Source organism: Emticicia sp. TH156 (assembly GCF_002855535.1).
GTDB lineage: Bacteria > Bacteroidota > Bacteroidia > Cytophagales > Spirosomataceae > Emticicia > Emticicia fluvialis.
In genome coordinates this window covers 464,427-487,806 of sequence record NZ_PKRS01000002.1, presented here as the reverse complement: position 1 = coordinate 487,806, position 23,380 = coordinate 464,427, and the positions used below count along the sequence as shown (strand labels likewise).

At 40.9% G+C, this 23,380-nt stretch carries 27 protein-coding genes, 1 tRNA gene and 1 riboswitch; of the genes, 10 read left to right on the top strand and 18 right to left on the bottom strand.

The genetic code is table 11. The annotated features are described in order from the left end of the window. Nucleotides 1–31: 31 nt before the first annotated feature. Both C0V77_RS06075 and C0V77_RS06070 read right to left on the bottom strand, forming a co-directional pair. Nucleotides 32–1,747: a lamin tail domain-containing protein gene (locus C0V77_RS06075; RefSeq protein WP_101725426.1), complete on the bottom strand. Its 1,716-nt coding sequence runs from the start codon at nt 1,745–1,747 to the stop codon at nt 32–34. 28 nt (nt 1,748–1,775) lie between these two features. Further along, nucleotides 1,776–2,156 (bottom strand): histone H1/H5 family protein, HCT subfamily, encoded by a 381-nt coding sequence (locus C0V77_RS06070; protein WP_101725425.1) that lies wholly within the window; start codon nt 2,154–2,156, stop codon nt 1,776–1,778. 180 nt (nt 2,157–2,336) lie between these two features. Between C0V77_RS06070 and C0V77_RS06065 the strand changes: the two genes are divergently transcribed. The 3 genes from C0V77_RS06065 (at nt 2,337) to C0V77_RS06055 (ending at nt 3,705) form a co-directional block, all read left to right on the top strand. Continuing rightward, a complete protein-coding gene (locus C0V77_RS06065) occupies nt 2,337–2,984 on the top strand; it encodes an MgtC/SapB family protein (RefSeq protein WP_101725424.1) in 648 nt (215 codons plus the stop codon). A gap of 49 nt (nt 2,985–3,033) precedes the next feature. Continuing rightward, nucleotides 3,034–3,459 (top strand): hypothetical protein, encoded by a 426-nt coding sequence (locus tag C0V77_RS06060; protein WP_101725423.1) that lies wholly within the window; start codon nt 3,034–3,036, stop codon nt 3,457–3,459. A 63-nt stretch (nt 3,460–3,522) separates the two neighbouring features. Beyond that, entirely contained in the window at nt 3,523–3,705 is a 183-nt protein-coding gene (locus C0V77_RS06055; RefSeq protein WP_101725422.1) for a hypothetical protein, read from the top strand. Nucleotides 3,706–4,156: 451 nt separating this feature from the next. Here C0V77_RS06055 and C0V77_RS06050 read toward each other — a convergent pair whose 3' ends face one another. Together C0V77_RS06050 and C0V77_RS06045 are read right to left on the bottom strand one after the other, a co-directional pair. Beyond that, the gene (locus C0V77_RS06050; RefSeq protein WP_101725421.1) at nt 4,157–6,754 is read right to left on the bottom strand and encodes a response regulator; all 2,598 of its coding nucleotides are present in this window, start codon (nt 6,752–6,754) and stop codon (nt 4,157–4,159) included. Between the two features lie 5 nt (nt 6,755–6,759). After that, a complete protein-coding gene (locus C0V77_RS06045) occupies nt 6,760–8,250 on the bottom strand; it encodes a two-component regulator propeller domain-containing protein (RefSeq protein ID WP_158237889.1) in 1,491 nt (496 codons plus the stop codon). 322 nt (nt 8,251–8,572) lie between these two features. Between C0V77_RS06045 and C0V77_RS06040 the strand changes: the two genes are divergently transcribed. From C0V77_RS06040 to C0V77_RS06025, 4 genes are all read left to right on the top strand, one after another. Beyond that, the gene (locus tag C0V77_RS06040; protein WP_101725419.1) at nt 8,573–9,016 is read left to right on the top strand and encodes a GNAT family N-acetyltransferase; all 444 of its coding nucleotides are present in this window, start codon (nt 8,573–8,575) and stop codon (nt 9,014–9,016) included. 184 nt (nt 9,017–9,200) lie between these two features. Next, nucleotides 9,201–9,581, top strand: a complete 381-nt coding sequence (locus tag C0V77_RS06035) for a hypothetical protein (RefSeq protein ID WP_143706017.1) — start codon at nt 9,201–9,203, stop codon at nt 9,579–9,581. Nucleotides 9,582–9,592: 11 nt separating this feature from the next. Next, the gene (locus C0V77_RS06030) at nt 9,593–9,892 is read left to right on the top strand and encodes a DUF3817 domain-containing protein (RefSeq protein ID WP_101725417.1); all 300 of its coding nucleotides are present in this window, start codon (nt 9,593–9,595) and stop codon (nt 9,890–9,892) included. A gap of 21 nt (nt 9,893–9,913) precedes the next feature. Beyond that, nucleotides 9,914–10,843 (top strand): AraC family transcriptional regulator, encoded by a 930-nt coding sequence (locus C0V77_RS06025; protein WP_143706016.1) that lies wholly within the window; start codon nt 9,914–9,916, stop codon nt 10,841–10,843. 23 nt (nt 10,844–10,866) lie between these two features. On the opposite strand, the gene C0V77_RS06020 is transcribed toward C0V77_RS06025, so the two are convergent. Together C0V77_RS06020 and C0V77_RS06015 are read right to left on the bottom strand one after the other, a co-directional pair. After that, complete coding sequence (locus tag C0V77_RS06020) at nt 10,867–11,076, bottom strand: hypothetical protein (protein WP_101725415.1); 210 nt, start codon at nt 11,074–11,076, stop codon at nt 10,867–10,869. Between the two features lie 104 nt (nt 11,077–11,180). Further along, a complete protein-coding gene (locus C0V77_RS06015; RefSeq protein ID WP_101725414.1) occupies nt 11,181–12,002 on the bottom strand; it encodes a bifunctional 2-polyprenyl-6-hydroxyphenol methylase/3-demethylubiquinol 3-O-methyltransferase UbiG in 822 nt (273 codons plus the stop codon). Nucleotides 12,003–12,161: 159 nt separating this feature from the next. Here C0V77_RS06015 and C0V77_RS06010 point away from each other — a divergent pair, with 159 nt between their 5' ends. Next, complete coding sequence (locus C0V77_RS06010; RefSeq protein ID WP_101725413.1) at nt 12,162–12,995, top strand: universal stress protein; 834 nt, start codon at nt 12,162–12,164, stop codon at nt 12,993–12,995. Between the two features lie 52 nt (nt 12,996–13,047). Here C0V77_RS06010 and C0V77_RS06005 read toward each other — a convergent pair. The 3 genes from C0V77_RS06005 to C0V77_RS05995 form a co-directional block, all read right to left on the bottom strand. Beyond that, a tRNA-Ile gene (locus C0V77_RS06005) sits at nt 13,048–13,124 on the bottom strand. 87 nt (nt 13,125–13,211) lie between these two features. Then, the gene (locus C0V77_RS06000) at nt 13,212–13,433 is read right to left on the bottom strand and encodes a hypothetical protein (RefSeq protein WP_229236208.1); all 222 of its coding nucleotides are present in this window, start codon (nt 13,431–13,433) and stop codon (nt 13,212–13,214) included. Between the two features lie 5 nt (nt 13,434–13,438). Continuing rightward, a complete protein-coding gene (locus C0V77_RS05995; RefSeq protein ID WP_101725412.1) occupies nt 13,439–13,879 on the bottom strand; it encodes an SRPBCC domain-containing protein in 441 nt (146 codons plus the stop codon). 130 nt (nt 13,880–14,009) lie between these two features. Here C0V77_RS05995 and C0V77_RS05990 point away from each other — a divergent pair, with 130 nt between their 5' ends. Next, nucleotides 14,010–14,981: a GlxA family transcriptional regulator gene (locus C0V77_RS05990; RefSeq protein ID WP_101725411.1), complete on the top strand. Its 972-nt coding sequence runs from the start codon at nt 14,010–14,012 to the stop codon at nt 14,979–14,981. Between the two features lie 17 nt (nt 14,982–14,998). Here the strand turns inward: C0V77_RS05990 and C0V77_RS05985 are convergent, their stop codons facing one another. Together C0V77_RS05985 and C0V77_RS05980 are read right to left on the bottom strand one after the other, a co-directional pair. Then, complete coding sequence (locus C0V77_RS05985; protein WP_158237888.1) at nt 14,999–15,373, bottom strand: DUF1801 domain-containing protein; 375 nt, start codon at nt 15,371–15,373, stop codon at nt 14,999–15,001. 66 nt (nt 15,374–15,439) lie between these two features. Next, nucleotides 15,440–15,847, bottom strand: a complete 408-nt coding sequence (locus C0V77_RS05980; protein WP_101725409.1) for a pentapeptide repeat-containing protein — start codon at nt 15,845–15,847, stop codon at nt 15,440–15,442. Nucleotides 15,848–15,959: 112 nt separating this feature from the next. Between C0V77_RS05980 and C0V77_RS05975 the strand changes: the two genes are divergently transcribed. Then, a complete protein-coding gene (locus C0V77_RS05975; protein ID WP_101725408.1) occupies nt 15,960–16,940 on the top strand; it encodes a GlxA family transcriptional regulator in 981 nt (326 codons plus the stop codon). Nucleotides 16,941–16,944: 4 nt separating this feature from the next. Here the strand turns inward: C0V77_RS05975 and C0V77_RS05970 are convergent, their stop codons facing one another. The 7 genes from C0V77_RS05970 to C0V77_RS05940 form a co-directional block, all read right to left on the bottom strand. Continuing rightward, nucleotides 16,945–17,283, bottom strand: coding sequence for a DUF6984 family protein (locus C0V77_RS05970; RefSeq protein WP_101725407.1), 339 nt, complete (start codon nt 17,281–17,283; stop codon nt 16,945–16,947). Between the two features lies 1 nt (nt 17,284). Further along, a complete protein-coding gene (locus C0V77_RS05965; RefSeq protein WP_101725406.1) occupies nt 17,285–17,752 on the bottom strand; it encodes a CYTH domain-containing protein in 468 nt (155 codons plus the stop codon). A gap of 22 nt (nt 17,753–17,774) precedes the next feature. Further along, nucleotides 17,775–19,073 carry a voltage-gated chloride channel family protein gene (locus C0V77_RS05960; protein ID WP_101725405.1) on the bottom strand — a complete coding sequence of 433 codons (1,299 nt, stop codon included), beginning with the start codon at nt 19,071–19,073 and terminating at the stop codon, nt 17,775–17,777. 27 nt (nt 19,074–19,100) lie between these two features. Next, a riboswitch (Fluoride riboswitch) is annotated at nt 19,101–19,166 on the bottom strand. A gap of 85 nt (nt 19,167–19,251) precedes the next feature. After that, entirely contained in the window at nt 19,252–19,686 is a 435-nt protein-coding gene (locus tag C0V77_RS05955) for a carboxymuconolactone decarboxylase family protein (protein WP_101725404.1), read from the bottom strand. Nucleotides 19,687–19,763: 77 nt separating this feature from the next. After that, nucleotides 19,764–20,336: a Crp/Fnr family transcriptional regulator gene (locus C0V77_RS05950; protein WP_101725403.1), complete on the bottom strand. Its 573-nt coding sequence runs from the start codon at nt 20,334–20,336 to the stop codon at nt 19,764–19,766. A 49-nt stretch (nt 20,337–20,385) separates the two neighbouring features. Beyond that, the gene (locus tag C0V77_RS05945; protein WP_101725402.1) at nt 20,386–22,548 is read right to left on the bottom strand and encodes a molybdopterin cofactor-binding domain-containing protein; all 2,163 of its coding nucleotides are present in this window, start codon (nt 22,546–22,548) and stop codon (nt 20,386–20,388) included. Nucleotides 22,549–22,572: 24 nt separating this feature from the next. Then, complete coding sequence (locus C0V77_RS05940) at nt 22,573–23,064, bottom strand: (2Fe-2S)-binding protein (protein ID WP_101725401.1); 492 nt, start codon at nt 23,062–23,064, stop codon at nt 22,573–22,575. Between the last annotated feature and the right edge of the window lie 316 nt (nt 23,065–23,380).

Below are 23,380 nucleotides of genomic sequence, written 5' to 3'. Positions count from 1 at the left end.
AACCAAGAATAGTGGTATTGTTGCAGCCAACTCAATATTTGGCTCCCAATACCACTTTTGCTTTAAATTCCAGTTTCTCGCCATTCGTGTTAAAAAGCTCAGCCAGAATAATATAATATCCTACTGGCGCAAGCTCATTATTGTAACTTTTTCCATCCCAAACAATCTGGTCATTTACCCCCAGAATCTGGTTTTGTGCCAGTTGTTTCAGCATTCGTCCGTTTGCATCAAATACATATAAGTTGGCTACAAACCCGGTTTGAGTAAGCTGAAATTTTAACTGAGCAACATCATCAGAGCCGTCTCCGTCGGGGGTGAAAACCTCAGGCTCAATCATAAATGTATTGCTTTCAGCAGCGCTTTTATACTGCGAATTGGCATAACCGGGCGTGGCGTAGCCATCAGAGGCCGCTGCCGAATGCCAGTTAGATGGTAACGAGGACGGTAGGTTATAATCTGACTTCTCTAGCGATACGCCCGCTTTATTGTCAATCAGCCCATGATGCATTGTTTCTGAGTAATCAAACCTGTCGAGTACTTTTCTCAATTGATTCAGTAAAACAACCGTGCCTTTTTCATTAGCAAATGCGGGCAGGCTTTCCATCTCCAGTATGTGGCTTGCTATTGTTTTGTAATATTGACTACTAATGACACTTGCATTGCGGGTTAAAACCAAAAACTGACCCGGCATCAAAACATAATTAGTTAAAGTGATAGGTTTTATATTGCCCACCGTGCCTGTATTGTCTGCATTGGCCAAAGCCCAGTTTTTCAGACTAATAAATTTGTTGCTCCGGTTATAAATTTCAACAAAGTCTTCGCCTCCGCTACCGGGGTTAAACAATATTTCATTCAACACCACATCGCCAGAGTCAGCCTCACTTACAATGCCTACCTGCAAAGATGCCTCTTTCAGTACATTACCAGAACAGTCTGCAACATTTCTGGCAGTAAGCGTATAACTTGTTTTAGTTTGCAAATCAGACTGAAAAGTTAGTGTTACTGAAGTATTTGCCGGGCTTTCAGTGACAATACTCTTTATTTGAACGGATTTATCGACCGTGTAGGCCAACTGACTAACCGCAGAAAGGCTATCCAGTTTTTCATTGAAAACGAGCTTTATCTGTTGGTTGTTGAGATATTCATAGCGTTGCAAAACAGGGGGCGTTAAATCAGGGCGGGAAGCCTTAACTGAATTTTCTTTGCCCGGTGTTCCTTGCAAAACGGCTTCGCTTGAAACCCAGTTTCCAGTTTCTACACAGGCAAATTCTGTATCAATCATCTCTAGCGAGAAACCCTGTGTTTTACCTGTAGAATACCATTTGCTGGTATAAGTAACAGAAAAAACCGTTCTGTTACTGTTGGTTTTTAGTGTTAAAGTAGTACCTGTATTCAGTAATGAAAAGCTACTCAGGCCTACGGTTCTTCCGATAGCCTGAAACTCCGACACGTTGTTGCGGTTCGTAACAATTACATATTCTTTGGGTTGGATGATAAAATCAGGGAAACTGACAGTGCTGTTGTTATAGCCTAATACAAACTGGTTAAGGTTAAGCGCTTTGCCTGAGCGGTTATAAAGTTCAAGATACTCTTTTTCAGGCAGACCCTTAGCAGGGGTAGGGTCTGCCATAATTTCACTAATAATCAATTCATTGGTCTGCTGAGCCAATGTGGTGTTTATGAAAAGTAAAAGAATGCAAAAGGTGCAAATCAGTATCGATCTGCACCCGGGCTTGGCGCATGTCATGTCACAGCGTAAATAATCTATGTATAAATTATTTAGATTCTTCTTTAGGTTTAGCAGGTGCTACCGCTTTTGGTTTGGCTGCTGCTGTTTCAGGTACGGCTACTTTCGGAACAACCGGAGCCGGCGCAACTGAGGCTTTAGGGGCATTCGCTTTTGCAGTAGGTGCTGCTGGTTTTTTTTCTTTTTTCTTCTCTTTTTTTACTTTTAACACGGCATTTTTAGCAGCCTTTTTCTCTTCTTTCTTTTTCTCTTTTTCTGCCTCTTTATTTACTTTAGCAATTTTTTTTGCTAGCTTTTTTGCAGTCTTATCAATGGCTTTTTTGATTTTTTTACTGGCAGAATCTCCGCTGATAATATTGGCAAGTGCAGTTGAGATTTCAGAAACCTTCTGTTTAAGATCAGTTTTCATAATAATTTTATGAGATTGTTTAATTAATTTACAAATACAACCAAAGCAATCAAAAAAAACAAAAAAAATGTGTTAAGTTTTGCGGCAAACACTAAAATATTACTTTTGAGCCTGTATTTGTTGATGTTTTATGCGCTAATTACGATTGGATTCGTTTTTAGAAAAACTACTGTTGTTTTTATGGATTTAGAATTTGTAACCGAAGATATCTTAAAGCTTTTGATTTCGGCAGGTACGGGCGCGATTATTGGTTTTGAAAGGGAATATCATAGTAAATCGGCCGGGTTAAGAACCATGATTCTTATTTGTGTTGGCTCTACACTCTTTACTCTGGTGTCTATCAAATTGGGTTCTGACCCATCCCGCATTGCTGCCAATATTGTAACCGGCATTGGGTTTGTGGGTGGCGGAATTATATTCAGAGATAACTCTAGCGGGCGCATTACGGGCATTACTACTGCTGCTACCGCCTGGGTTACGGCAGCTTTAGGCCTGTGTGTAGGCGTAGGCAAAGACCTGTACGAAACAGGCTTTTTTGCCATGTTGCTGGTTATTTTTACTTTATATGTATTGGTGCCTTTACAGGTGAGAATTAAACGAAGGAACCTGATACGTACCTACAGAATTGTTTGCAAGTACACCAACGGAACGCTCAGGCATTACGAGCATTTATTTGAAAAGTTTAATCTGGAGGCAGAAAGAAATATGCAGACCAAAACTAACGACCGTATCAGCGGTACCTGGACGGTGAGGGGTTCAGAGAAAAACCATGAGAAGATAATTAAAAGCTTATTGAATGACCCCGATATTATGGAATTTGATTTTTAGATTCCAACCTTTTTTAGTTAAAGGGTATCCAGACAAAAACTGTATAACTATGAAAACCTTGTTAATGCACATTCTCAGCATTTTGTTTGTCACATCATGCGAGACAAACATACCTGACCCACAGCTGAATGAAATAAACGGTAGATGGAAACTGGTAAAGATTGGAGCAGGTTTTCCGGCGCCGGGCAGCCCATCTGAAAAAGTGCCGGAATATGAAGAAATTCTTGAATTTAACGCTTCAAAAAAGTCTTTTACCCGTACTAAAGATGGCAAAGTGGTAGAGAGGTCAACCGTAAGTATGCGTGTTGACGAAAACGCAAGTATCAAACGCGATATGATAGTTTTTGAAAATACTAAAACGTATTCATACCTGTGGTTTACCGAAACACCCAAATACCTGGTTTTGTACCAGAGCGCTCCGGTAGGAGCCAGGCTGGCAGACGGCAATCTGTTTTTTTATGAGAAAATAAAGTAATATTTTCAATTATGATTCTTATGTCATAAATTGCAGCCGGAAATTAACGTATCAAGATAAATTATGGCAAAATCATCTGCTCCTCAACCGCTTCCAAGCTGGTTTATGTTAGTGCTTTTTATACTAATTATGACTATCCTTTGGGTTTTTGGCGATTTGTTTGTCTTTATACTTGGGCTGTTGGTTGTGGGCATTACATTTGCTAATGGTTATAACCGCTCTCATGCCGACGAAGGACATCACTGATACAAGGGCGGTTCATCCGCCTTTTTTATGTCTTTTAGTCAATCCACTCTCAATCAGATTTGGTGAATGCGTAATTGCATTGTTTTGTTTAAACCGCTATTTTAGAATACAATCCGCATTCATTCATGAAAGACCTTACAGGTACTCATCTAATAGTGCTTCAGCTTGCTTATCAGTTCGGGCAAAAAAACTGATGTTGCTTATATGTAGGCTTAAAAAGAAGGTAAATATCCCAAGTTGATGTATCAAGGAATTTCAACATATAACCAATGGGGGCGTTAATAGTTGTTTAACAGGTATGCAGATGTTTACTTTTAAATCAGCGGGCACACAAATGCTTTGAATCTCCGCCTCTTCGCGACTGAGGCTGCCCATAATAATCACCACTACAATAACTGGTACATCAAAAGCAAATCACAGTGGCTTGTTTACCTTACTAGAGTTATTCGCGTTATGGTCTAGTTAAAATCAGTTTCCCCCATTTTTCAAGTGTAGATACCAGAAATTCAAGATTGATTGGTTTACTTATGTAATCGTCCATGCCGGCTTTGATGCATTCATCGCGGCTTTCCTGAAGTGCGTTGGCTGTCATGGCAATTATAACGGGTTGATGAATGGATTGCTCTCTTATGCGCCGGGTAGCGGTTAATCCATCCATTCCCGGCATTTGCACATCCATCAGAATCAGATCAAAGTGTTTGTTGGCTATGGCTTCGAGCGCTTCAATTCCATTTTCTGCAAGGTCAGCTTCATAGCCCAGTTTACTCAGAATTTTTAATGCAAGTTTCTGGTTCATGATGTAGTCTTCAGTAACCAGTATATTCATCGGATATTTTGTGGCAAAATCTGCCGACAACTTTTGTGAAGGTGAGCCCTGTGTTTTTTCATTACCGGCAGGAAAATCCTTAGACAAAATCTGGTTATGTATATTCCGGCAAAGCACATGAATTTTGGCGGGTTTTATCATAACCGAGCAAAATAAATCTGGATGCTCTTTATAGAATGTATCTGAAATTGAACTCAGCAGCATGATTGGCATTTTGGGCGCTTTCTGTTTTATCTGAAGGGCAAGCTGTATGCCATCTGTATCTGGCATTTGCATATCAGTAATAACAATATCGAAATCATTATGGCCATTTATCAGACTTAAGGCTTCACGGGCAGAAGACGCAAGCGTAGGAAGCATGTGCCAATACTCAAGCTGCGCCTTTAATATGTTTAGGTTGGTCTGGTTATCGTCTACAATTAAAATCCTTTTACCTTTCAGTATATCCAGGTTAAGGGGCAAGGTGGATGTCTTCACAGTGCTTATTTCGGCTTTAATAGTAAAGGTAAATTGGGTGCCTTTGTCTATTTCGCTTTGCACTTGAATGGTGCCGCCCATCAGGTTTATCAGTTTTTCGCTAATGGCCAGCCCTAGGCCTGTTCCCCCATATTTTCTGGTAGTGGATGAGTCAACCTGCGAGAAGGCCTTAAATAGTCGGTCAACTTTATCGGCAGGAATACCAATGCCGGTGTCTTTAATCTGAAAGCCCAGTTCAACCTGATTGTTCTGTTTATGAATCAGATACACTCGCAAAAATATTTCTCCCTGATGCGTAAACTTAATGGCGTTGCCAATAATATTGAGCAGTATCTGCCTTAGCCTCAGATTATCACCAATTAATTGTGTGGGCACATCCAGGTCAATCTGGTACAATAAATCTACATTAGATTTGGCAACCCGCTCGGCAAATATGTCAAGCACTTCTTCAATACTGTGCCTTAAATCAAAGTCTTTGCATTCAAGCTCCATATTGCCGGATTCAATCTTCGAGAAATCCAGGATGTCATTTATAACCGTTAACAGGCCATCACCACAAATCTGAATTGTATCGGTATAGTTTCTTTGTTCTTCGTTCAGCTCGGTTTCTTCCAGCAAAGACGCCATGCCAATAATGCCATTGAGAGGGGTTCTTATTTCATGGCTCATAGTGGCCAGAAAAGTACTTTTAGCAAGGTTGGCTTTTTCAGCTTCCTGTCTGGCTTTCAGTTCTTTTTCTGTTAATTTTTTCAGTTCGGCAGTTCTCATTTCCACCTGCTCTTCCAGAAAGGCATTCTGTTTCTGAATGTGGTTAACCCTGTATTTATAACTTATGTATGCCACACCCGCAATAATCAGGGCTAGTAATCCCCGGAACCACCAGGTTTCCCAGAAGGGGGGAAGCACTCTGATAATGACAGAAGTGCCTTCTTCATTCCAGACTCCGTCGTTATTAGAGGCTTTTACTCTGAAAGTATAAGTGCCGGGGTCTAGATTTGTATAAGTGGCCAGTCGCCTGCTTCCGATGTAATTCCAGTTCTTGTCGAATCCCTCCAGTTTATAGGCATACTGGTTTTGTTCAGGTAAGATATAATTTAAGGCAGAGAACTCAAAAGTAATTACCGATTGCTCATAGTTAAGTATAATTTTTTTGGCTTCACTAATGGATTGTTTCAAAGGAGAACCGCTTTCCTTGCTTATGGGTACCGATTTATTGAAAATCAGGAAATCGGTTATGTGAACAGGCGGAATAAATGGGTTGTCTTTCAGGCTATCAGGGTAAAAAGTGTTAAGCCCGTCTGGGCCGCCAAAGAACATTTCACCGTCGGAAGCCTGATAGGCCGAGCGCAGCTTAAACTCGTTGCCCTGCAGGCCATCTGATATTCCATAATGCCTGCGGGTCTTTGTGGCAGGATTAAACTTGGTGATGCCTCGGTTCGTACTAATCCATAACACCCCATTTTTTTCTTTTAAGATAGCATTTACTGAGCCATTAGACAGCCCGTCTTTTTCTCTGTATGTTTTAAATCTGCCTGTTTTTTTATCAAATAAGCTAAGTCCGTCTACGGTTCCTATCCAGATATGGTCATTATCGGCCTCTATTATTGTATTTATATTGTTATTTGCTACGGTGGTGGTATCTGTGTTTTTGTGGGTATAGTGCGTAAAAGTTTTTGTTTTTAAATTAAACGCATCAAGCCCGTTTTCAGTACCCACCCATAAAGTACCCGAGTTGTCTTCATACAATGCTTTTACGTACTCGCTGGCAACAGTATTCTGGTTTTGGGATCATGCTTATAATTGGTGAAAGTGTCTCTTTGCGGGTCATAGTAACTAAATCCGCCGGCAAGAGTCCCCAGCCAGATACCCCCGTCTTTGGCTTTAATCATGCTGAAGACGCTTTCTGACGACAGGCTACCTGGGTTTTTAGGGTCTGGCATGTGGTGTTTAAATTTTCCGGTTTTTTTATCCAGAATATCCAGGCCGCCCATGTACAAGCCAATGGCAACCTGATTCTGATTTAATTCTAAAACAGATACGACGTGGTCGGAGTTAATACTGGTGGGGTTGCCGGGCTGTTTTCTGTAAGTAGTAAATGTTTCATTTTGTTTGTTAAAATAACTTAGTCCGCCACCGTCGGTTCCCAGCCAAACATTACCCTTGTTGTCGCCGGTAATGGCAAGCACACTATTTTGTTGTAGCCCTTTTTTGGCCGTACCTTGTCTGTAAAGCTTAAATTTTCTGTCAAATTTTGGAAAAAAATTAACTCCCCCTGAAAAAGTCCCTACCCAGATGTTCCCCAGGTTGTCGGTATACATACAGTAAACTGAGTTATTACTAATGGTTTTAGGGTCATCGGGCTGGTATGTAAAGGTTACAAATTCTTTGGTATGAATATCCCAGATACTTATTCCACGGTTTTCTGTGCCAATCCAGATATTCCCTTTTTCGTCTTCCATAAAAGACATGATGTCGTTATGGGCAATGCCTTTCGGGTTTTTGGCATTATATTTAAAGTGTTCAAATGTTTTATCTGTCAGGTTATACCGGGTAACACCATTCCCCAGTGTACCTATCCATAAGTTGTTTTTCGAGTCTTTAAAAATAGTTCTGACATGGTTGCCCGCAATGCTGTTTATATGCTTGGGGTCGTTAAAGAAATGCTCAAATTTGTGGGTTTCAGGGTTAAACCTGTTTAGTCCGTTACGAGTAGCCAGCCATAGCCAGCCATCCTTGTCTTCTTCGATATTGTATATCAGGTCATCTGTCAGGCTGTTTTTATTGGCGGGGTCATGTTTAAATTGTTTGTAGGTGCCGTCTTTAGTATTAATTTGAAATAGCCCGTCAGCGGTGCCGAGCCAGATTCTTTTTTTGCTGTCCTGAAAAATATCTTTTGAATTTACTCGTGTATTCTGATTGAAGAAGTGTGAAAAATTCTCTTTTTTGCGGTTGAATCTATCAAGACCTGCCGAGGTGGCAACCCAGATTGTTCCTTCGTGGTCTTCAAGGATGTCAAAAAGATAATTATCATTGAGGCTGAGGCTGTCTTCAGATGAATGCTTGTAAACGATGAAGCGGTAGCCGTCATATTTGTTCAGACCTTCGTCTGTGGCAAACCACATGAAACCCTTTTTATCTTTTAGAATTGCGCTGATATGGCCCTGCGACAGGCCGTCATCAGTAGATATATGCTTAAATGATGGTTTACGAATTTGCCCGATACCAGTTACAGATTTTATCAAAAGGAAGCAGCAAAACCACAAGAAATTACATTTCATAAATTATTAATTAGAACTTAATCTGTTGCTTCTAGGGTACAGCAAAGTCGGAAGATATATCAGGGAAACAAAACAAGGCAGAAAATTAAGAAATAAAAAAATATATTGAATTTTTTATAGAAAAAAATAAACAAAAATAATGGAGTTTGAGGTAAAGGCTATGTTTTGCCAACTTTTTGATTGCATAACCCATTGATAGATTATGAATATTTGAGAGGGGTTTTAACATTTAGAAAATCAAATAGTTTGCTTGTTATACCAATAAAAATTAAACCCGGATATTGTTATGGAATTGGTGCCTATCAGAGAGTACATGCATGAAAATGAAGAATTTAAAATAGACGACGAATGTACAGAAATAGTTGAAATGAGTGTTGAGTTTTATGAGAAAGTTGGGTACCATCCACCCTGGATATGCTATTTTGTTATGGAAGAGGGAAAAATAATAGGGAGCGCCGCCATTAAAGGTAAGCCAATTAATAGCACTATTGAAATTGCTTATGGTACCATGGATGGTTACCGGAACAGGGGGGTGGGAACCGAAATTTGCAGATTATTGGTGGAGTTGTCAACAAGAACAGATGCATCTGTAAAAATTACAGCCAGAACTTTACCGGAAAACAAATTTTCCTGCCGGGTTCTTGAACGCAATAACTTTTTATGTATTGATGTAGCGAATGACCCTGAAGACGGAGATGTGCTTGAATGGATGCACCGCGACTCTCTGTAAATGGCATACGCGCTCATATTTAGAGTTGTTAAAATGATTGAAAAATCCTTTTTTTAGTGTGGGTTATCCTAACATAGCCGTATGAGGTATGGCTAATTTTGTGCTTCACCAAAATCGTTTTATGTACACCTACACTTTATTTTTTCATTCATTTTTCCGGTGGCTGGTTTTAATCAGTCTTCTAATGGCTATTGGCAGCAGTATTCATGGGCTTATAACGGCACGCATCTATAGTAAAACAGATAAGCTTTTACGCATTGCGGTTAATACTATTTGCCATACACAGTTAATAATCGGATTCGTGCTTTACTTTGCGCTTAGCCCAATAACTGGTTTTTTTATAAAAAATGGTGCCGGCGGCAATGACGAAATCCGTTTCTTTGGTATGTATCATCTGGCATTGATGCTTGGCTCAATAGTAGTAGCAACTATAGGCAGTGCGTTGTCAAAGAAAGCGGTTTCAGACACCCAGAAGTTTAAAACCATTGCCATTTGGTTTTCATTTGCTTTGATTCTTATTCTGTCGGCTATTCCGTGGTACAGGCCACTGTTCAGAAACCTTTAAATCGATTACTAATGTTTGAAATTTTTAAAACATCGTTGGGCAGGTTAAGAGTACTGGCATTTATTGAGGGGGTATCTTTTTTAGTGATATTGTTTATCACCATGCCTTTGAAATACCTGTTACAAAATCCTGAACCCAACCGGGTCTTTGGCATGGCGCATGGCGTTTTGTTTATACTGTATGTACTTGCGGTTGTTCAGATGAGAATAGAACAAAACTGGAGTTTCAGTAAGACGGGGCTTGCTTTGCTGGCTTCTGTTATCCCATTTGGCACTTTCTGGGCCGATAAAAAACTATTTCAGAATAATTAAAAACTATTAAACCATAGCAAATTGGCCTTAAATCGTCAGATAAAGTCTTTCAGCGCCGAGCTTTACAATAGAAACTTCATGAAGAATAATGAGCAACTGAGGTCCATGCTAATGGCAGGCTCTGAGAAGTTCTTTATTGTGCGTGTGGAAGAACTAATAAGGCTAATGAGGCTTCCGGTTCCTCCCGGCAGGGTAGAAAACCACACCTTTATCTATCTGACGGAAGGGGAGGCAGTTATGCGTATTGGAAGCGAGACTTATAAAATTGTAAAAGACCAGTGCCTGATAGTAGCCGCAGGGCAGGTTTTTTCATTTGATAAAATAGATATTAACCAGGGGTATCTGGTTAATTTTAATCACGACATCTTTGCGGGCAGTGTCTATAAAAGTGCATCGCTACGTGAATTTGAGTTTCTTACGGGATGGAGCAACCCAAAAATAAGCCTGAATGCTGAAACATCGGTTTTTGTAAACAATTTGCTGGGCAGGCTTCTTAAAGGATACCAGAAAGACGGTTTACAGAACAGAAGCATTATTCAGGCATACCTGCTTGCTTTATTGCAAGAGTTAAAAACCGAATATGGCAATAACAATCAGGAGCCACAAACAAAAACGTGGCAAATAGCCAACCAATTCAGAGAATTGCTTTTTACACACCTGAAAAACAAGCATCTGGTAAGCGAATATGCTGAGTTATTAAACATAACGGCCAATCACCTCAATAAATCAGTAAGAATGGCAACAGGTAAAACGCCTACCCGATGGATAGATGAAGCCATTGTGCTGGAAGCAAAAGTGCTTTTATACCAGAGTGGTCTTTCAATCAGTGAGATTGCCGTCGAGGTCGGGTTGCTTGATCAGTCTTATTTTAGCAGGGTTTTTAAGAAATATGAAGGTATAACGCCTCTTCAGTTCAGAAAAACAATAGAACGCCCGGAAAGAAATAGTTAGTGAGACAAAATTATTTTTAATAATTAATATTCTGCGTTATCGTCATAACCAATTGACGCGAAGAATTCAATTACTTTATCGGTATGTTCGCCCAGGTCTTTTCTGCCTTTTACAAAGTGTTGGAGCAATAAGTCGGGCAATTCAAGTTTTTCTTCTATTCCACTCAATGAGAAGGTAGGCTCGTCTTTTTGTTGTTTAGTTAAGAAAGCTCTGAAATTATTAATGTTGGGCATTTTTGTCTATAACTTTTAATATGATGCTCCCAAATATAAGACAATCAATTGAACAAAATTAAAAATGCTGTATTTATTAATTTTTCTTTAAATAGGTGCAGTTGTCAGGGTTTCCGGGCTGCCAGCATCATGTGGGGGCTCAATGCCAACAATGAGCGGTCATTTTCTGTTATTTTCAACAATTCCATCAATGCATTTTTTTTTGCCGGGTCAGCTCTGTTTTCAAAGTATTTTTTATCAAGCCATACAATGCCTTCAACTGCGTGTATGTCAATCGTTTCAAGGCCGGAGTCTCTAAATTCCTGCAACAGTTGGTCCGAGCGATGATAGAATGCCTCCGCTAAAGAGCCAGGCATGCTTTCAGGTGGGGTGTGTATCCCTGACAGTAATTCCTGCCGACACATATCCATAAATCCGGGTTCGTGCATAAAACCATTCAATAGGCCTGCAATGGTAGACGCCGCATAATTAATGGCAAAGCCCAGTATTATGCCTTTTTTTTTCAAGACCCTCCCTGCTTCCTGAATAGCAGCAATCCGGTCTTCTCGTTTCTGTAAATGATACAACGGTCCGTGGAGAATAACCACATCGGCAAACTCATTGGCAAATGGCAATTTTCTTGCTTCGCCCAGATACGCTTTAAAAGGCTTTTTGAGGCTGGCTGCCTTCTTATTTGCCTGCTTGATATGCTTCGGCACCGGGTCTATCAGATGCACCTGGTAACCAAGACCCGCAAGCCATTCTGAGTAGGCCCCAGGCCCTCCGCCTACATCTACTATGGTGCCTGCATTTGGTATATAACGCTTTAGCAGTTCTTTGTTGCGTTCAAACTCCAGAGGCCCCAGACCTAATTGAAGGCGGGCTTCTTCTGATGTTTGGGTATAGAAATGCTCGATTTCAGAGCTGATTAATCTGTCGGTACTCATCGCCAGTACTACTATTACTTCTTAAAGAATGTTTTTTTTAGTTTGGGCGCAAAAATATGAAATATCAGCAAGAAATTTTATTGATAGTTAATATTGCATACACGGGTAGTATGTTATTTTTTACTACTTTTAATAAAAGTAAATAAACGAATAATCGTCATGAAAAAAATAGTAGTAGCAACAGATTTTCAGAGCAGCTCAGAAGATGCCTTTGCCTATGCAACGTATCTGGCAGAGCAGTTTGAAGCCGAATTGGCTCTGGTGCACGTGTATTTTCCTATCGTGTCTACCGACCCAAACATGCCTTATGATAGCATAGCGCCGGTATCGCTACAGGAGGAAATGATTCAAATCTATGAAACCCGATTGGCTGAAACACTGGCCTCAATACCGAACAAAACCTTAAAAACTTCAAGTAAGTTGATAATTGGTAGTGTTTCTTCGGGTGTTTCAGGTTATGCCGAGGAAGTAGGGGCAGACCTTATTGTGGTTGGCAGAAACCATGAAAGTTCTTTCTTTGAAAGACTCATCGGAAGCAGTGCCTCAGACATAGTAAAAAATACGAGTATCCCGGTTTTGATTGTTCCTGCAGCCAGCCATAAGCCTTTCATTAAAAGCATTATTTACGGAACCGAACTGGAGAGCGATGAAAAAGAAGTGCTGGCCAAGGTTTTTGCTTTTGCTAACCAACTAAAAGCCAGAGTAACGCTCACTAAAATCAATGTTGCTTTTGAGCCTGATATTCAGGATGATAAACAAATGCTGGCTGATATAAAGGAAAGTTTTGCTGAACAGCATTTCTCGTACGAAATCGTAGATGCTTCTTTAGTAAGCGAAGGTCTTCTGCAGGCGGCACATAAAACCGATGCAGATTTACTGGTTATAGCAAGGCACCATCATAACTTTTTATCTCAGTTAGTGAATCCGAGTAAATCAAAAGAAATTATAGGTAAAACAGATATACCATTACTGGTGTATGACCTGGAAGCATAAGCAAATAGATTACAGCAAAAAAGCTACACCGTAAGTGTAGCTTTTTTGCTGTTGGTGGGCCCACCTGGGATCGAACCAGGCACCTACTGATTATGAGTCAGTTGCTCTAACCGAATGAGCTATAGGCCCTAAAACCGTTGTGGTTTTGTGGTGCAAAAGTAAGCATTAAGAAACAAACTTCAAAAAAAAATCTTTAAAGTTCATAAATGCTTTCTCTTATTCAAGTATCTGGCAGTAATATCCATTGGTAGTAATAAGGCTGATAATCCGTTCGTTAGATATCCCTTCACCTTCAATTCTCAGTATTTTGTCGCAGTCCTCCAAATCAAAATTAATTTTAAAATACGGAAAATGTTTCGACAAAATCTCAAAAATTGCCCTTGCCTGTGTTCTTTCCTTAATATTTGTTTTAAAAACCTCAACCATTGTTTTTACCATTTCGTTTATGCACTTATTGCCAATTCTTCAATTTTTAGCAGGGCTTTATCCCAATGTTCTGCCATCATATCATAGTAATCATCAATCATGTCAGACTCAATTTCCAGCAAAGTTTTGTTTTCCTTTTCAGTGAGTTTGTAAGTTTCGTGTGTGCCTATCCAGGGTTTTGCTTCTTCGCTTGTGGTATCTTCCAGGTTGTTTTTCAAAAGCCCGTCATATTCAACAGAAATGATTTTATATGGTTCTTTCATAATAATCCGGCCAAAGATACCTCCACCAGAACCATCAGTAAATATTACTTTACTGCCCAACTCCCAGTCGGTAAGTGCATGAGACCCCGGGCTGAATATATCCATCCAGATTCTGCCGTATTTATCCTTCAGCAGCACATCCCAGATTCTCTCTTTTGGTGCTGCTATTTCAATAGATTTGCTTATTACTTTCATAGTCGGGTTTTATAGTTTTAAAAAATTACACAACAAAGCTAAGGAACATTTATTGATTCCCGGGGTGCTAAAAAAGTCATTTGTGGGGGGTGTTTGAGACATTTTTTTCTTATTTTTACAAAAAAAGACTATGATACGCATAGGTATATTAATACCCAACGATTACCGGCTATTAAGTGTTGCAGCTATATTAGACGTTTTTGAAGCTGCTAATAAGGTTTATGAGGTAGCGCAGAAACCACTGCCATTTGAAATAAACCTGTTTCAGGTAGCCGATGCACATCAGCCTGTTTTAGAGGTTTTTCATGGGCATGCTGTCAGCAAAGCAGACAACAGTAGCATTGTTGACTTAATTCTTGTGCCTGCATTCAGTACCGACAATATGCAGTTTACCATAGGCAAAAACAGAGCGTATCTGCCCTGGCTCAATGGGCAGTTTCAAAAAGGTGCCAGAATTGCCACTTTTTGTACGGGTGTATTTCTGCTGGCAGCCAGTGGTTTGCTTAACGGGAAGGTGGCTACTACACACGTTGATGCCTGTCCTGCGTTTTCTGCGGCGTTTCCGGAGGTTATACTGCGGGGCGACAAAACCGTAACACAAGATGGCCGCTTGTATACCAGTGGTGGGTCTACCTCTACTTTTCATCTGTTGCTTTACCTGGTTCAGCAATACTGCAACAGAGATGTGGCTGTTAAAATTGCCAAGATTTTTGCTATCGATATGGACAGGCAACGGCAATCTTATTTCAGTACTTTTCAGCCTTTGCGCAACCATAACGATACCCTGGTGGCAATGGTACAGCAAAAAATTGAGTCAAATTACCAGGAAGCTGAAACCATTGAAGAACTGATAAAAGATATACCCTCAAGCAGAAGAAACGTTTTGAGGCGTTTTAAACAAATAACAGGCATACCGCCTATTGAATACCTGCAGCAAATACGAATTGAAGCGGCCAAAAAACTACTTGAACAGACTAATCAACACATGGGAGAGGTGATTTTTAGCTCGGGTTATAATGACCCGAAGGCCTTCAGAAGGATATTCAGAAAGATAGTGGGTATGACACCAACGGCTTACCGTGAGAAATTCCAGGCCAACTAAACAAAAATAAAACAATCTTATTCTTCTTCAAGATAGGCAATTAGTTGTTTCATTATTCTTTCAATTTCTGTCTTTTGGGCCATTATTTCATCCATATTGCGCAGGTAAGTCATACGGCGAGACACAAAGTTGCCTTCCAGTATCGGCGAATTGATTTTTTCTATATTTGGATGATGGAAAATAAGATGTACGCAATCCTGAGCACGATGGTTGAAAGTTACCAGGTCTTCTTTGTAATAGTAGCTGGGTGCTGCCCACTTTATGCGTTCTGATATTCTGGTGTCAGTGTTTTTAATAATATCTCTGACTGCCTCTATTTCTTTTTTCAGTGGATGCCTGAGTTGAGTCATAAACTCAATTACTTTTTCAGGGTCAGATTGCTTCTTTGCCATCTTGTAAAAGGTGCTTAAATGTCGGTTATGGTCATTGAATAAAATCATTTTAAAGATACTGCTTTATTAATGGCCTTTTTTGTAAGAATTTAATAAAGATTCAACGGCAATGCCGTTAATGGTCATACCTTTCAAATCGCAATCCTTAATTACAACATTTGTGAGGTTACAATTGGTAAGTGTGCTTCCACCAAGATAGCAATCTTCAAAAGTAATTGGCTGCTGTGTGGCCCCTGGTGTAAAGTCTGGGTGGTCTTCGGGTGGTAAGCCAATGCCATGTATGTAAGCGCCGCCTAATTGAGCATCTTTAATTTCAATGCCGGTCATGTTGGCATTGGCAATTTTAATGCCTGTCAGGTTTACATCAATGAAAGTAACATTCGCCAGGCTCACACTTTCAAACGTTGAATCGTCAATACAGGCATCTTTTACCTTAATCAGGCTTTTGGTGTTGGAAACTTCAATTGGGTTCATTGTATAAAATATTGCGTTGATGCTTACAAAATTAGGAGTATTTATTATTTTTGATGTGGGTTGAAAACGACAAAAACAGGGTTGAACCCGCCATTCTTTCTACTTTAATTCTATGAAAAAAATCAGTATTCTGGTTCCTGAAAGTGCCGTTTTGGCAAGTGTAAACGACCCACGCCTTGTTTTTACTACGGCCAATCAGTTTCTTCAGGCAGATGGTAAACCTCCGGCTTTTCAGGTTCAGCTTGTTGGCCTTACCAGAGAGGTGAAACTGCATGACCACGTTTTTACCGTACATACTGATGCTACCATAGAGGAGGTGGAGCATACAGATGTAGTATTTGTGCCCGCACTGGCCGGAGACATGATGCAGGCGCTGAATGAAAACCAGGGTTTACTGCCCTGGATTGTAAAACAGTATGAAAGCGGTGCCGAGGTTATCAGTCTTTGTGTAGGTGCATTTTTGCTGGCATCAACCGGTTTACTGAATGGCAGAAGATGCTCTACTCATTGGGTAGCTGCCAATGATTTCAGAAATATGTTTCCGGATGTAGAATTGGTTGACGATAAAATAATAACAGAAGACCAGGGCTTGTATTCAAGCGGTGGCGCTACTTCATATTGGAATCTGCTTCTACACTTGATTGAAAAGTTTACAGGTCGTCACATGGCAATAAAAATATCTAAATATTTTGCCATAGATATTGACCGAGACAGCCAGGCTTCCTTTATGATTTTTAACGGGCAGAAAGATCATGAAGACGATGCTGTAAAAAAGGCACAGGAGTTTATAGAGAAGAACTTTGAAGAAAAAATTACACTTGATTTACTGGCTGATATGTTTGCTATTGGCCGCCGCAGCCTGGAGCGCCGTTTTAAGAAAGCTACCAACAATACAGTAATGGAGTATATACAAAGGGTGAAAATGGAAGCTGCCAAAAAACGTCTTGAAACCAGCAGAAAGAACATCAATGAGGTGATGTATGATGTGGGCTATACTGACAATAAGGCGTTCAGAAGTACATTTAAAAAAGTAACGGGGCTATCGCCTATTGCCTACAAAAACAAATATAACCGGAGCGCGGTTTTTTCTTAAACATTTACTCAGCAGTTCTGACAGTTACTTTATCAGGCGTGGGGTATTCAATCAGCTTAGAAAAATCAACTTTCCAGAAGTCCAGATCCAACAACCTGTGCTGATGGTCATGGGTAAGCGTTATCACAACCGGTGTGCCGTCTGCATCGGTATATTCAACCTGAATCAGGTCGCCGGCATAGCCGTTTACATCACCACCCAGGCTAATGCTGCCCATTATACCTCCTTCATAATCATCTACGTACTCATCATAAGGGTAGTCTGCCGGGTTTAGATTCAATTGCAATAACAAAAAATGAATCAGTTCTTTTTCTTCTTCACGTATAAGTCTTTTTTCGTTCATATTACCATTTTTTATAGGGCCATTCTGAGAGCCTTGAATTATAGTATTGTTCAATTCCGGTTACCTCGGCGCCAATCCACTCGGGTATCTCAAAACTTTCATCTTCACTGTTAAGTTCAATTTCAGCCACAATAAGGCCTTCATTTTCTCCTAAAAACACGTCTACTTCCCATGTTTTACCAGCATGTATCACTTCGTGTCTAATTTTAGAAAGTTCGGTTTCGGCAAAATTGTCGAGCAAGGCAGTGGCATCATCTTTCGGAATTTCATATTCAAACTCTGTGCGGGTCATGCCGGTAGTTGCTCCTTTAATGGTCATATACGCAGTTTGTTCTGTTAACCTTACCCGAATGGTTTTTTCAGGCGTTTTTAAGATATACCCCTGCCTGAAGAGTTGTCCGGCGTTTTTCTCAAGACAATACCATTTATCAGTCTGAACCAGATACTTTCTTTCTATTTCTAAAGCCATGTTTTTTTTCTAAATAATGCGCTTATAATTCACTAATGCGTTTCCCTTTATAATTTGCAAATTTACTATGTTTTGGTTCGCCAATCATTTGTTTCCGGTAAATTGTGGTATTTCCTGAAAACAAATAAGCCACAACGCAGGCAATAGCTACATAAATGCCGCATTCTGCGCCAAACAATTCTATGCCCATCAGCATACAGGCCAGCGGAGTATTGGTTGCCCCTGCAAAAACAGCCACAAAGCCCATGCCTGCCAGCAAACCCATTGGCAGCGGAATAAAGTATGATAACGCATTGCCAAGTGTTGCACCAATAAAGAACAAAGGTGTTACCTCACCGCCTTTAAACCCTGCAGCCAGGGTTACAATGGTAAATATCATTTTCAGTGCAAAATCGTAGGGCGGTAATTGTGCATGGAAAGCCTCGGCAATGGTGGGTATCCCTAAACCAATGTATTTGGTTGTGCCCATTAGCCAAATGGCTAGTGCAACTATAGCGCCGCCAGCCAAAGGCCTTAAAGGTGCATAACTAATAAATGTTTTAAAGAGGTTGTTTACATAATGAATCGTTCGGCTGAATGTGGCGGCGCACAAACCTGCGGCAACCCCTGCTATAATGGCGTAAATAACAGGCATTGCTGCTATAACAGGTACCGGCCCTATGGCGTAAAGCGTATGATGCGCACCACAAAGACGCGTTACGAGGTCAGCAATGATAGCCGACAAAAAAGCAGGCAGCAGGGCGTCATATCTTATTTTGCCTATCCGGAAAAACTCCAGACCAAATACCGCACCTGCCAGTGGCGTACCAAAAACAGAACCGAATCCGGCTGCTATGGCCGAGATAATCAGGATGCGCCTTTCGCTTTCTTTGAGCCTGAATGGCTTGCTGAACTGGTCAGCAATAGCACCGGCCATTTGCAGGGCTGTGCCTTCTCTGCCGGCAGAGCCTCCGAGAAGATGGGTAACCATTGTGCCCAGATAAACAAACGGAGCCATCCTCAAGGGAATGATTCCCTGCGGCTGGTGGATGGTGTCTATCAATAGGTTATTGCCTGCTTCTATATTTTTACCGTAGTGCATGTTTAGCCAGCCTATACCAAACCCCCCAATGGGTAACAGGGCAATGAGCCACAGGTGTGTTTCTCTGAAATGGGTAACCCAATCGAGCGAGAGCAGGAATACAGCAGAGGCAATACCAATACATGTACTTGTTACCAAGCTTATGAAAAGCCATTTAAGTAAGTAAGGCGTGGCCGGAAATTGTCTGAAAAACAGACGTATGCGGAGCGAAATTCGTAGTGATTGATTTTTATTAGACATACCTGTCCTGATTAAATGGTAAAACATTTATAATCAGGCGCCATCAGCTTTTTAGGGCGGTTCAGTTAGGAAGACACCATTTCCTTTTTGTTTCAGCAAAAGTAATAAATGTTGAAAAGCAAAAAAAGAAAAGTCGCAAGATTGATGAGTTCTTACGACTTTTCTTTGGGCCGCCTTATTAGTCTAAAGGCAATTCGGTAGTAATAGCTATGCGGTTCCAGGCGTTGATGGTTACAATAACCATGATTATCTGCGCCAGTAGATTTGGTCCGAACAGGCGTTCTGCTTTCAGGTAGGTTTCGTTTGAAACATGGTTCTGAATCATTGTTACTTCTTCGGTTAGTGCCAGTGCTGTTCTTTCTTCTTCCGTATAAATAGTGGTTTCCCGCCAGGCGCTCAATAAATAAATGCGTTGCTCGGTTTCACCGTCTTTACGTGCTTCTCTGGTATGCATATTTACGCAGTAGGCACAGCCGTTTATTATAGAGGTTTTAATTTTAATCAGGTGCTTAAGGCTTTTGCTTACCTGAGTACTTTGCAGATAAGCTTCAAGGCCCATCATGGCTTTGTAGGCGGTTGGTTCAACCTGAAGGATATTGATTCTGTTGCTCATTTTGTTTGTGTTTTAATGTAAACAAAGGTCATAAGCAGGCGCCGGAAAAAACTTAAACAGGTTTAAGAAATGTAGCGCTATATCTTTTTTTTGCGTATTTCGCTGAGGTATTCAGGGGTAAAACCCAGAAAAGAGGCCAGCATATATTGTGGAATGCGATTAACGAAGTGCGGGTAATTTTTCAGAAAATGCCTGTACATTTCTTCTCTTGAGAAACTATACAAATATTTAATACGCTGCTGAGATGCTCCGTAGGCTTTTTGCATAAGTATACGGAAGTACCGCTCAATTTGCGGAATGTCTTGCGCAAGCGATTCCAGATGGACGTAAGGAAAGACAGCTATATCGGTAGTTTCAACTGCCTGGATATAGAATGAGGACGGAGCCTGGCTGAGCAAACTGGCGTAGTCGCTTATCCACCAGTTTTCAATAGCGAAATAGGTGGTCTGTTCCTCTCCTTTTTCACCAATAAAGAATATTCTTAAACAGCCCTTTTCTACAAAATAATTGGCCTTGCAAACCTGCCCTTCTTTCAGTAGATATTCTTTCTTTTTTACAGATTGCTTTTGTATACCGGCAAGTAGTTTTTGTTCTTGATACTCATCTAAATCGATGAATCTTTTGATATGATTAATGAGTGGTGTTGACATGCAGTATATAAAAAAAGGAGCAGAGTTTGACTTCTGCTCCTGAAATGAACTAGGCAATGTTGGTAATATCAAATGGTAGTTTGCGTACACGCTTGCCCGTCGCTGCAAAGATAGCATTGCCTAAGGCCGGAGCAATAGGAGGCAATCCTGGTTCGCCAACACCGCCCGGATTAGCTCCGCTGTCAATGATATGGATTTCCATTTTAGGGGTCTCGTTCATCCGTAAAATATTGTACTGGTGGTAATTAGTCTGGTCACATACACCATTCGTGAACGTAATGCCATCTTTAATAGCTGCTGTCAGACCCATTACAATATTACCTTCAGTTTGCGCCTTCACGTTGTCGGGGTTTACATAATGGCCGCAGTCAATGACCGACACCACTTTGTCTATTTTTATGCCATTGCCTTGCTTGCTTACAGTAATACAAGCGGCAGATATGCTATCAAATGAGCGGAAAACCGCCATGCCTTTGGCTTGCCCTTCAGGTAGTTTCTCTTTCCATCTGGCTTTGTCTGCCAGGGTTTCAAGCACTTTTCTGAAACGCTCGTCGGTCAGAATTTCCATACGTGCCTCCAGCGGGTCTTTACCTGCCAGATGCGCCAGTTCATCAATAAAGCACTCCTGGCCCCAACCAAAGTTAGAAGCATAAACAGAGCGCCACCATACAACAGGTATTTCGGTTTTTACGTTTGTCCAGCTTACTTTAGAGGCTGTTTCAAAATTATATTTGTTGTTTTCAGTGCTTATTTCGCCACTTAACCAGGGGTCGGCTTCATCTGCTTTCAGGCCTTTAAATACCTGGCCTACAATAGATTCTCCAATGGCATGGTGATGAAAACCGGTAATTTTTCCATTTTCTACAAACCCTTGCATGTGGCTAAGCATACCCGGGCGATATGGCCCCTGTGTAATATCATCTTCACGCGTCCAGATAACTTTTACCGGTTTTTTTAATTCTTTCGAAAGGTGGCAGGCCTCCAGAAGGAAATCATGATAGGCTTTTCTGCCAAAAGCCCCACCCAGCAAAGTAACGTTAATTTTTACCTGCTCCGGCTTTACTTTCATATAACCGCAAACATCACGCAGCGCCCAGTCGGGTCCTTGCACCGGAGCCCAAATCTCAATTGAGCCATCATCTTTTACATGCACTATGGCGTTTTCTGGCTCAATTGGGGCATGTGCCAGAAAAGGCGTTTCGTAATTGGCTTCCAGTTTTTGTTTAGCTGATGTATATTTGGCTGCAAAATCTCCTTTCTCTTCGTAATTGATGCCCTCTTTTTTAGCTGCTGCGTAGGTATCTTCAAAATATTTTTGGGTACTCAGGGTTTTGTCGTAGTTACCGTTCTCCCATTGCACATTCAACGCCTTTTTGCCTTTCAGCGCAGCCCACCAGTTGGTAGCTATAACTGCCACCGCCTCTGATTTGCGGTGAGGCATGGGGCGTTCGGTTTTTACTACCTGCAAAACTCCGGGTATTTTTTTTGTATCGGCGTCATTTACCGAAACAATTTTACCATGAAGCATCGGCGAATGCACTATAGCGGCATATACCATGCCGGGTATGTCAACATCTAATCCATAAACAGCCTTGCCGGTAACGCGTTCAGGCACATCCAGGCGTTTATTATATTTGCCAATTATCTTAAAGTCTTTTGCCTCTTTTAGTTTTGGGTCTTTCGGTATCTCCAGCTTCGAAGCATCATCGGCCAGTTCACCATAGGTAAAGCTTTTATCGCTTCCTTTTAGTAATATTCTGCCGTCTTGTGCGTAGCATTCGGTAGTAGAAACATTCCAGCGCCTGGCAGCAGTCTGTGTCAGCATTTCGCGAGCCGCTGCTCCTGCTTTACGGAGGGGTTGCCACAAAGCTCTTACCGAACTGCTTCCGCCTGATGTCTGGTCGCCATACTTGCCTTTTCCATCGCTCTGTACAATTTTGACTTTATCGAGACTTACTTCCAGTTCTTCGGCCAAAAGAGACGGCACCGCCTGTGTTGAACCCTGACCCATATCAGGGCGCGGATTAACCAAAGTAATATTGCCGGCGGTATCTATAATTATAAATGGGTTAATTTCCAGGCTTAAAACTGCCGGTGTTATTTTCTTTACCACTGCGTCTTTGGCAAACGTAGAAACGCCCAATACCAGCCCAAAGGTGGTTAAACCCGTGGCTTTTATAAAGTCACGTCGAGTAGTTGAAGTATTTTTCATAGTTTTCTGTCGTAATTATTCCGGTTATTTTCCTCCGCCAACCCTTGCTCCGCTATTAATGCTGTCTGAAGCCTTATGAATGGCTTTACGGATACGGTCATACGTACCACAGCGGCACAAATTACCACTCATGGCCATATCAATCTCTTCGTCGGTTGGTTTAGGCGTTGTTTTTAGCAGCGCTACTGCCGACATAATCTGACCAGACTGACAATAACCGCATTGAGGTACCTGTTCTTCAATCCAGGCTTGCTGTATGGCATGAAGTTGTACTTCGCCAACACCTTCAATGGTTGTTATTTTAGCATTTTTAGTTACACTGGAGATGGGAGTCTGGCATGAACGAATCGGCTGTCCATTGAGATGAACAGTGCAGGCACCACACATGGCCATACCACAGCCAAATTTGGTTCCTTTTAATCCAACAAAGTCACGGATTACCCAAAGTAAGGGCATGTCTGGCTCGACATCCACTTTAACTTTTTTGTTGTTAACTGTTAAGTTGTAAACTGCCATAGTAAGAGGTATAGTTTTTTCTAAGCTAACGTAAAATTTCTTAAAAAATGAGACTTTTACAAAGAAAATACGTTTTCTTTTCGTGTATTGGGTACACAAAGCAAATGTAATACAGTAGCAAAAAGCTATTTGAACCTGTAATTTAGTAATGCAGGGCAATTTTATTGAATCTTGCCATCGATGAAAGCGGTTCGATACACCAAAAAATACTACCTTGCGTTGCTAATTAAGACAGAGTATTCAGCTATTGTGTGGTTCAGCAAATAACAGATTAGCAATCTGTTCTACGCACTTATTAGGAAATAAAAAATCAGGT

Bases quoted from the DNA above. Each gene is read 5' to 3' on its own strand.
- C0V77_RS06075 (WP_101725426.1), bottom strand. From the start codon at position 1,747: ATGACATGCGCCAAGCCCGGGTGCAGATCGATACTGATTTGCACCTTT.
- C0V77_RS06070 (WP_101725425.1), bottom strand. From the start codon at position 2,156: ATGAAAACTGATCTTAAACAGAAGGTTTCTGAAATCTCAACTGCACTT.
- C0V77_RS06065 (WP_101725424.1), top strand. From the start codon at position 2,337: ATGGATTTAGAATTTGTAACCGAAGATATCTTAAAGCTTTTGATTTCG.
- C0V77_RS06060 (WP_101725423.1), top strand. From the start codon at position 3,034: ATGAAAACCTTGTTAATGCACATTCTCAGCATTTTGTTTGTCACATCA.
- C0V77_RS06055 (WP_101725422.1), top strand. From the start codon at position 3,523: ATGGCAAAATCATCTGCTCCTCAACCGCTTCCAAGCTGGTTTATGTTA.
- C0V77_RS06040 (WP_101725419.1), top strand. From the start codon at position 8,573: ATGGAATTGGTGCCTATCAGAGAGTACATGCATGAAAATGAAGAATTT.
- C0V77_RS06035 (WP_143706017.1), top strand. From the start codon at position 9,201: ATGGCTATTGGCAGCAGTATTCATGGGCTTATAACGGCACGCATCTAT.
- C0V77_RS06030 (WP_101725417.1), top strand. From the start codon at position 9,593: ATGTTTGAAATTTTTAAAACATCGTTGGGCAGGTTAAGAGTACTGGCA.
- C0V77_RS06020 (WP_101725415.1), bottom strand. From the start codon at position 11,076: ATGCCCAACATTAATAATTTCAGAGCTTTCTTAACTAAACAACAAAAA.
- C0V77_RS06015 (WP_101725414.1), bottom strand. From the start codon at position 12,002: ATGAGTACCGACAGATTAATCAGCTCTGAAATCGAGCATTTCTATACC.
- C0V77_RS06010 (WP_101725413.1), top strand. From the start codon at position 12,162: ATGAAAAAAATAGTAGTAGCAACAGATTTTCAGAGCAGCTCAGAAGAT.
- C0V77_RS06000 (WP_229236208.1), bottom strand. From the start codon at position 13,433: ATGGTAAAAACAATGGTTGAGGTTTTTAAAACAAATATTAAGGAAAGA.
- C0V77_RS05995 (WP_101725412.1), bottom strand. From the start codon at position 13,879: ATGAAAGTAATAAGCAAATCTATTGAAATAGCAGCACCAAAAGAGAGA.
- C0V77_RS05990 (WP_101725411.1), top strand. From the start codon at position 14,010: ATGATACGCATAGGTATATTAATACCCAACGATTACCGGCTATTAAGT.
- C0V77_RS05985 (WP_158237888.1), bottom strand. From the start codon at position 15,373: ATGGCAAAGAAGCAATCTGACCCTGAAAAAGTAATTGAGTTTATGACT.
- C0V77_RS05980 (WP_101725409.1), bottom strand. From the start codon at position 15,847: ATGAACCCAATTGAAGTTTCCAACACCAAAAGCCTGATTAAGGTAAAA.
- C0V77_RS05975 (WP_101725408.1), top strand. From the start codon at position 15,960: ATGAAAAAAATCAGTATTCTGGTTCCTGAAAGTGCCGTTTTGGCAAGT.
- C0V77_RS05970 (WP_101725407.1), bottom strand. From the start codon at position 17,283: ATGAACGAAAAAAGACTTATACGTGAAGAAGAAAAAGAACTGATTCAT.
- C0V77_RS05965 (WP_101725406.1), bottom strand. From the start codon at position 17,752: ATGGCTTTAGAAATAGAAAGAAAGTATCTGGTTCAGACTGATAAATGG.
- C0V77_RS05960 (WP_101725405.1), bottom strand. From the start codon at position 19,073: ATGTCTAATAAAAATCAATCACTACGAATTTCGCTCCGCATACGTCTG.
- C0V77_RS05955 (WP_101725404.1), bottom strand. From the start codon at position 19,686: ATGAGCAACAGAATCAATATCCTTCAGGTTGAACCAACCGCCTACAAA.
- C0V77_RS05950 (WP_101725403.1), bottom strand. From the start codon at position 20,336: ATGTCAACACCACTCATTAATCATATCAAAAGATTCATCGATTTAGAT.
- C0V77_RS05945 (WP_101725402.1), bottom strand. From the start codon at position 22,548: ATGAAAAATACTTCAACTACTCGACGTGACTTTATAAAAGCCACGGGT.
- C0V77_RS05940 (WP_101725401.1), bottom strand. From the start codon at position 23,064: ATGGCAGTTTACAACTTAACAGTTAACAACAAAAAAGTTAAAGTGGAT.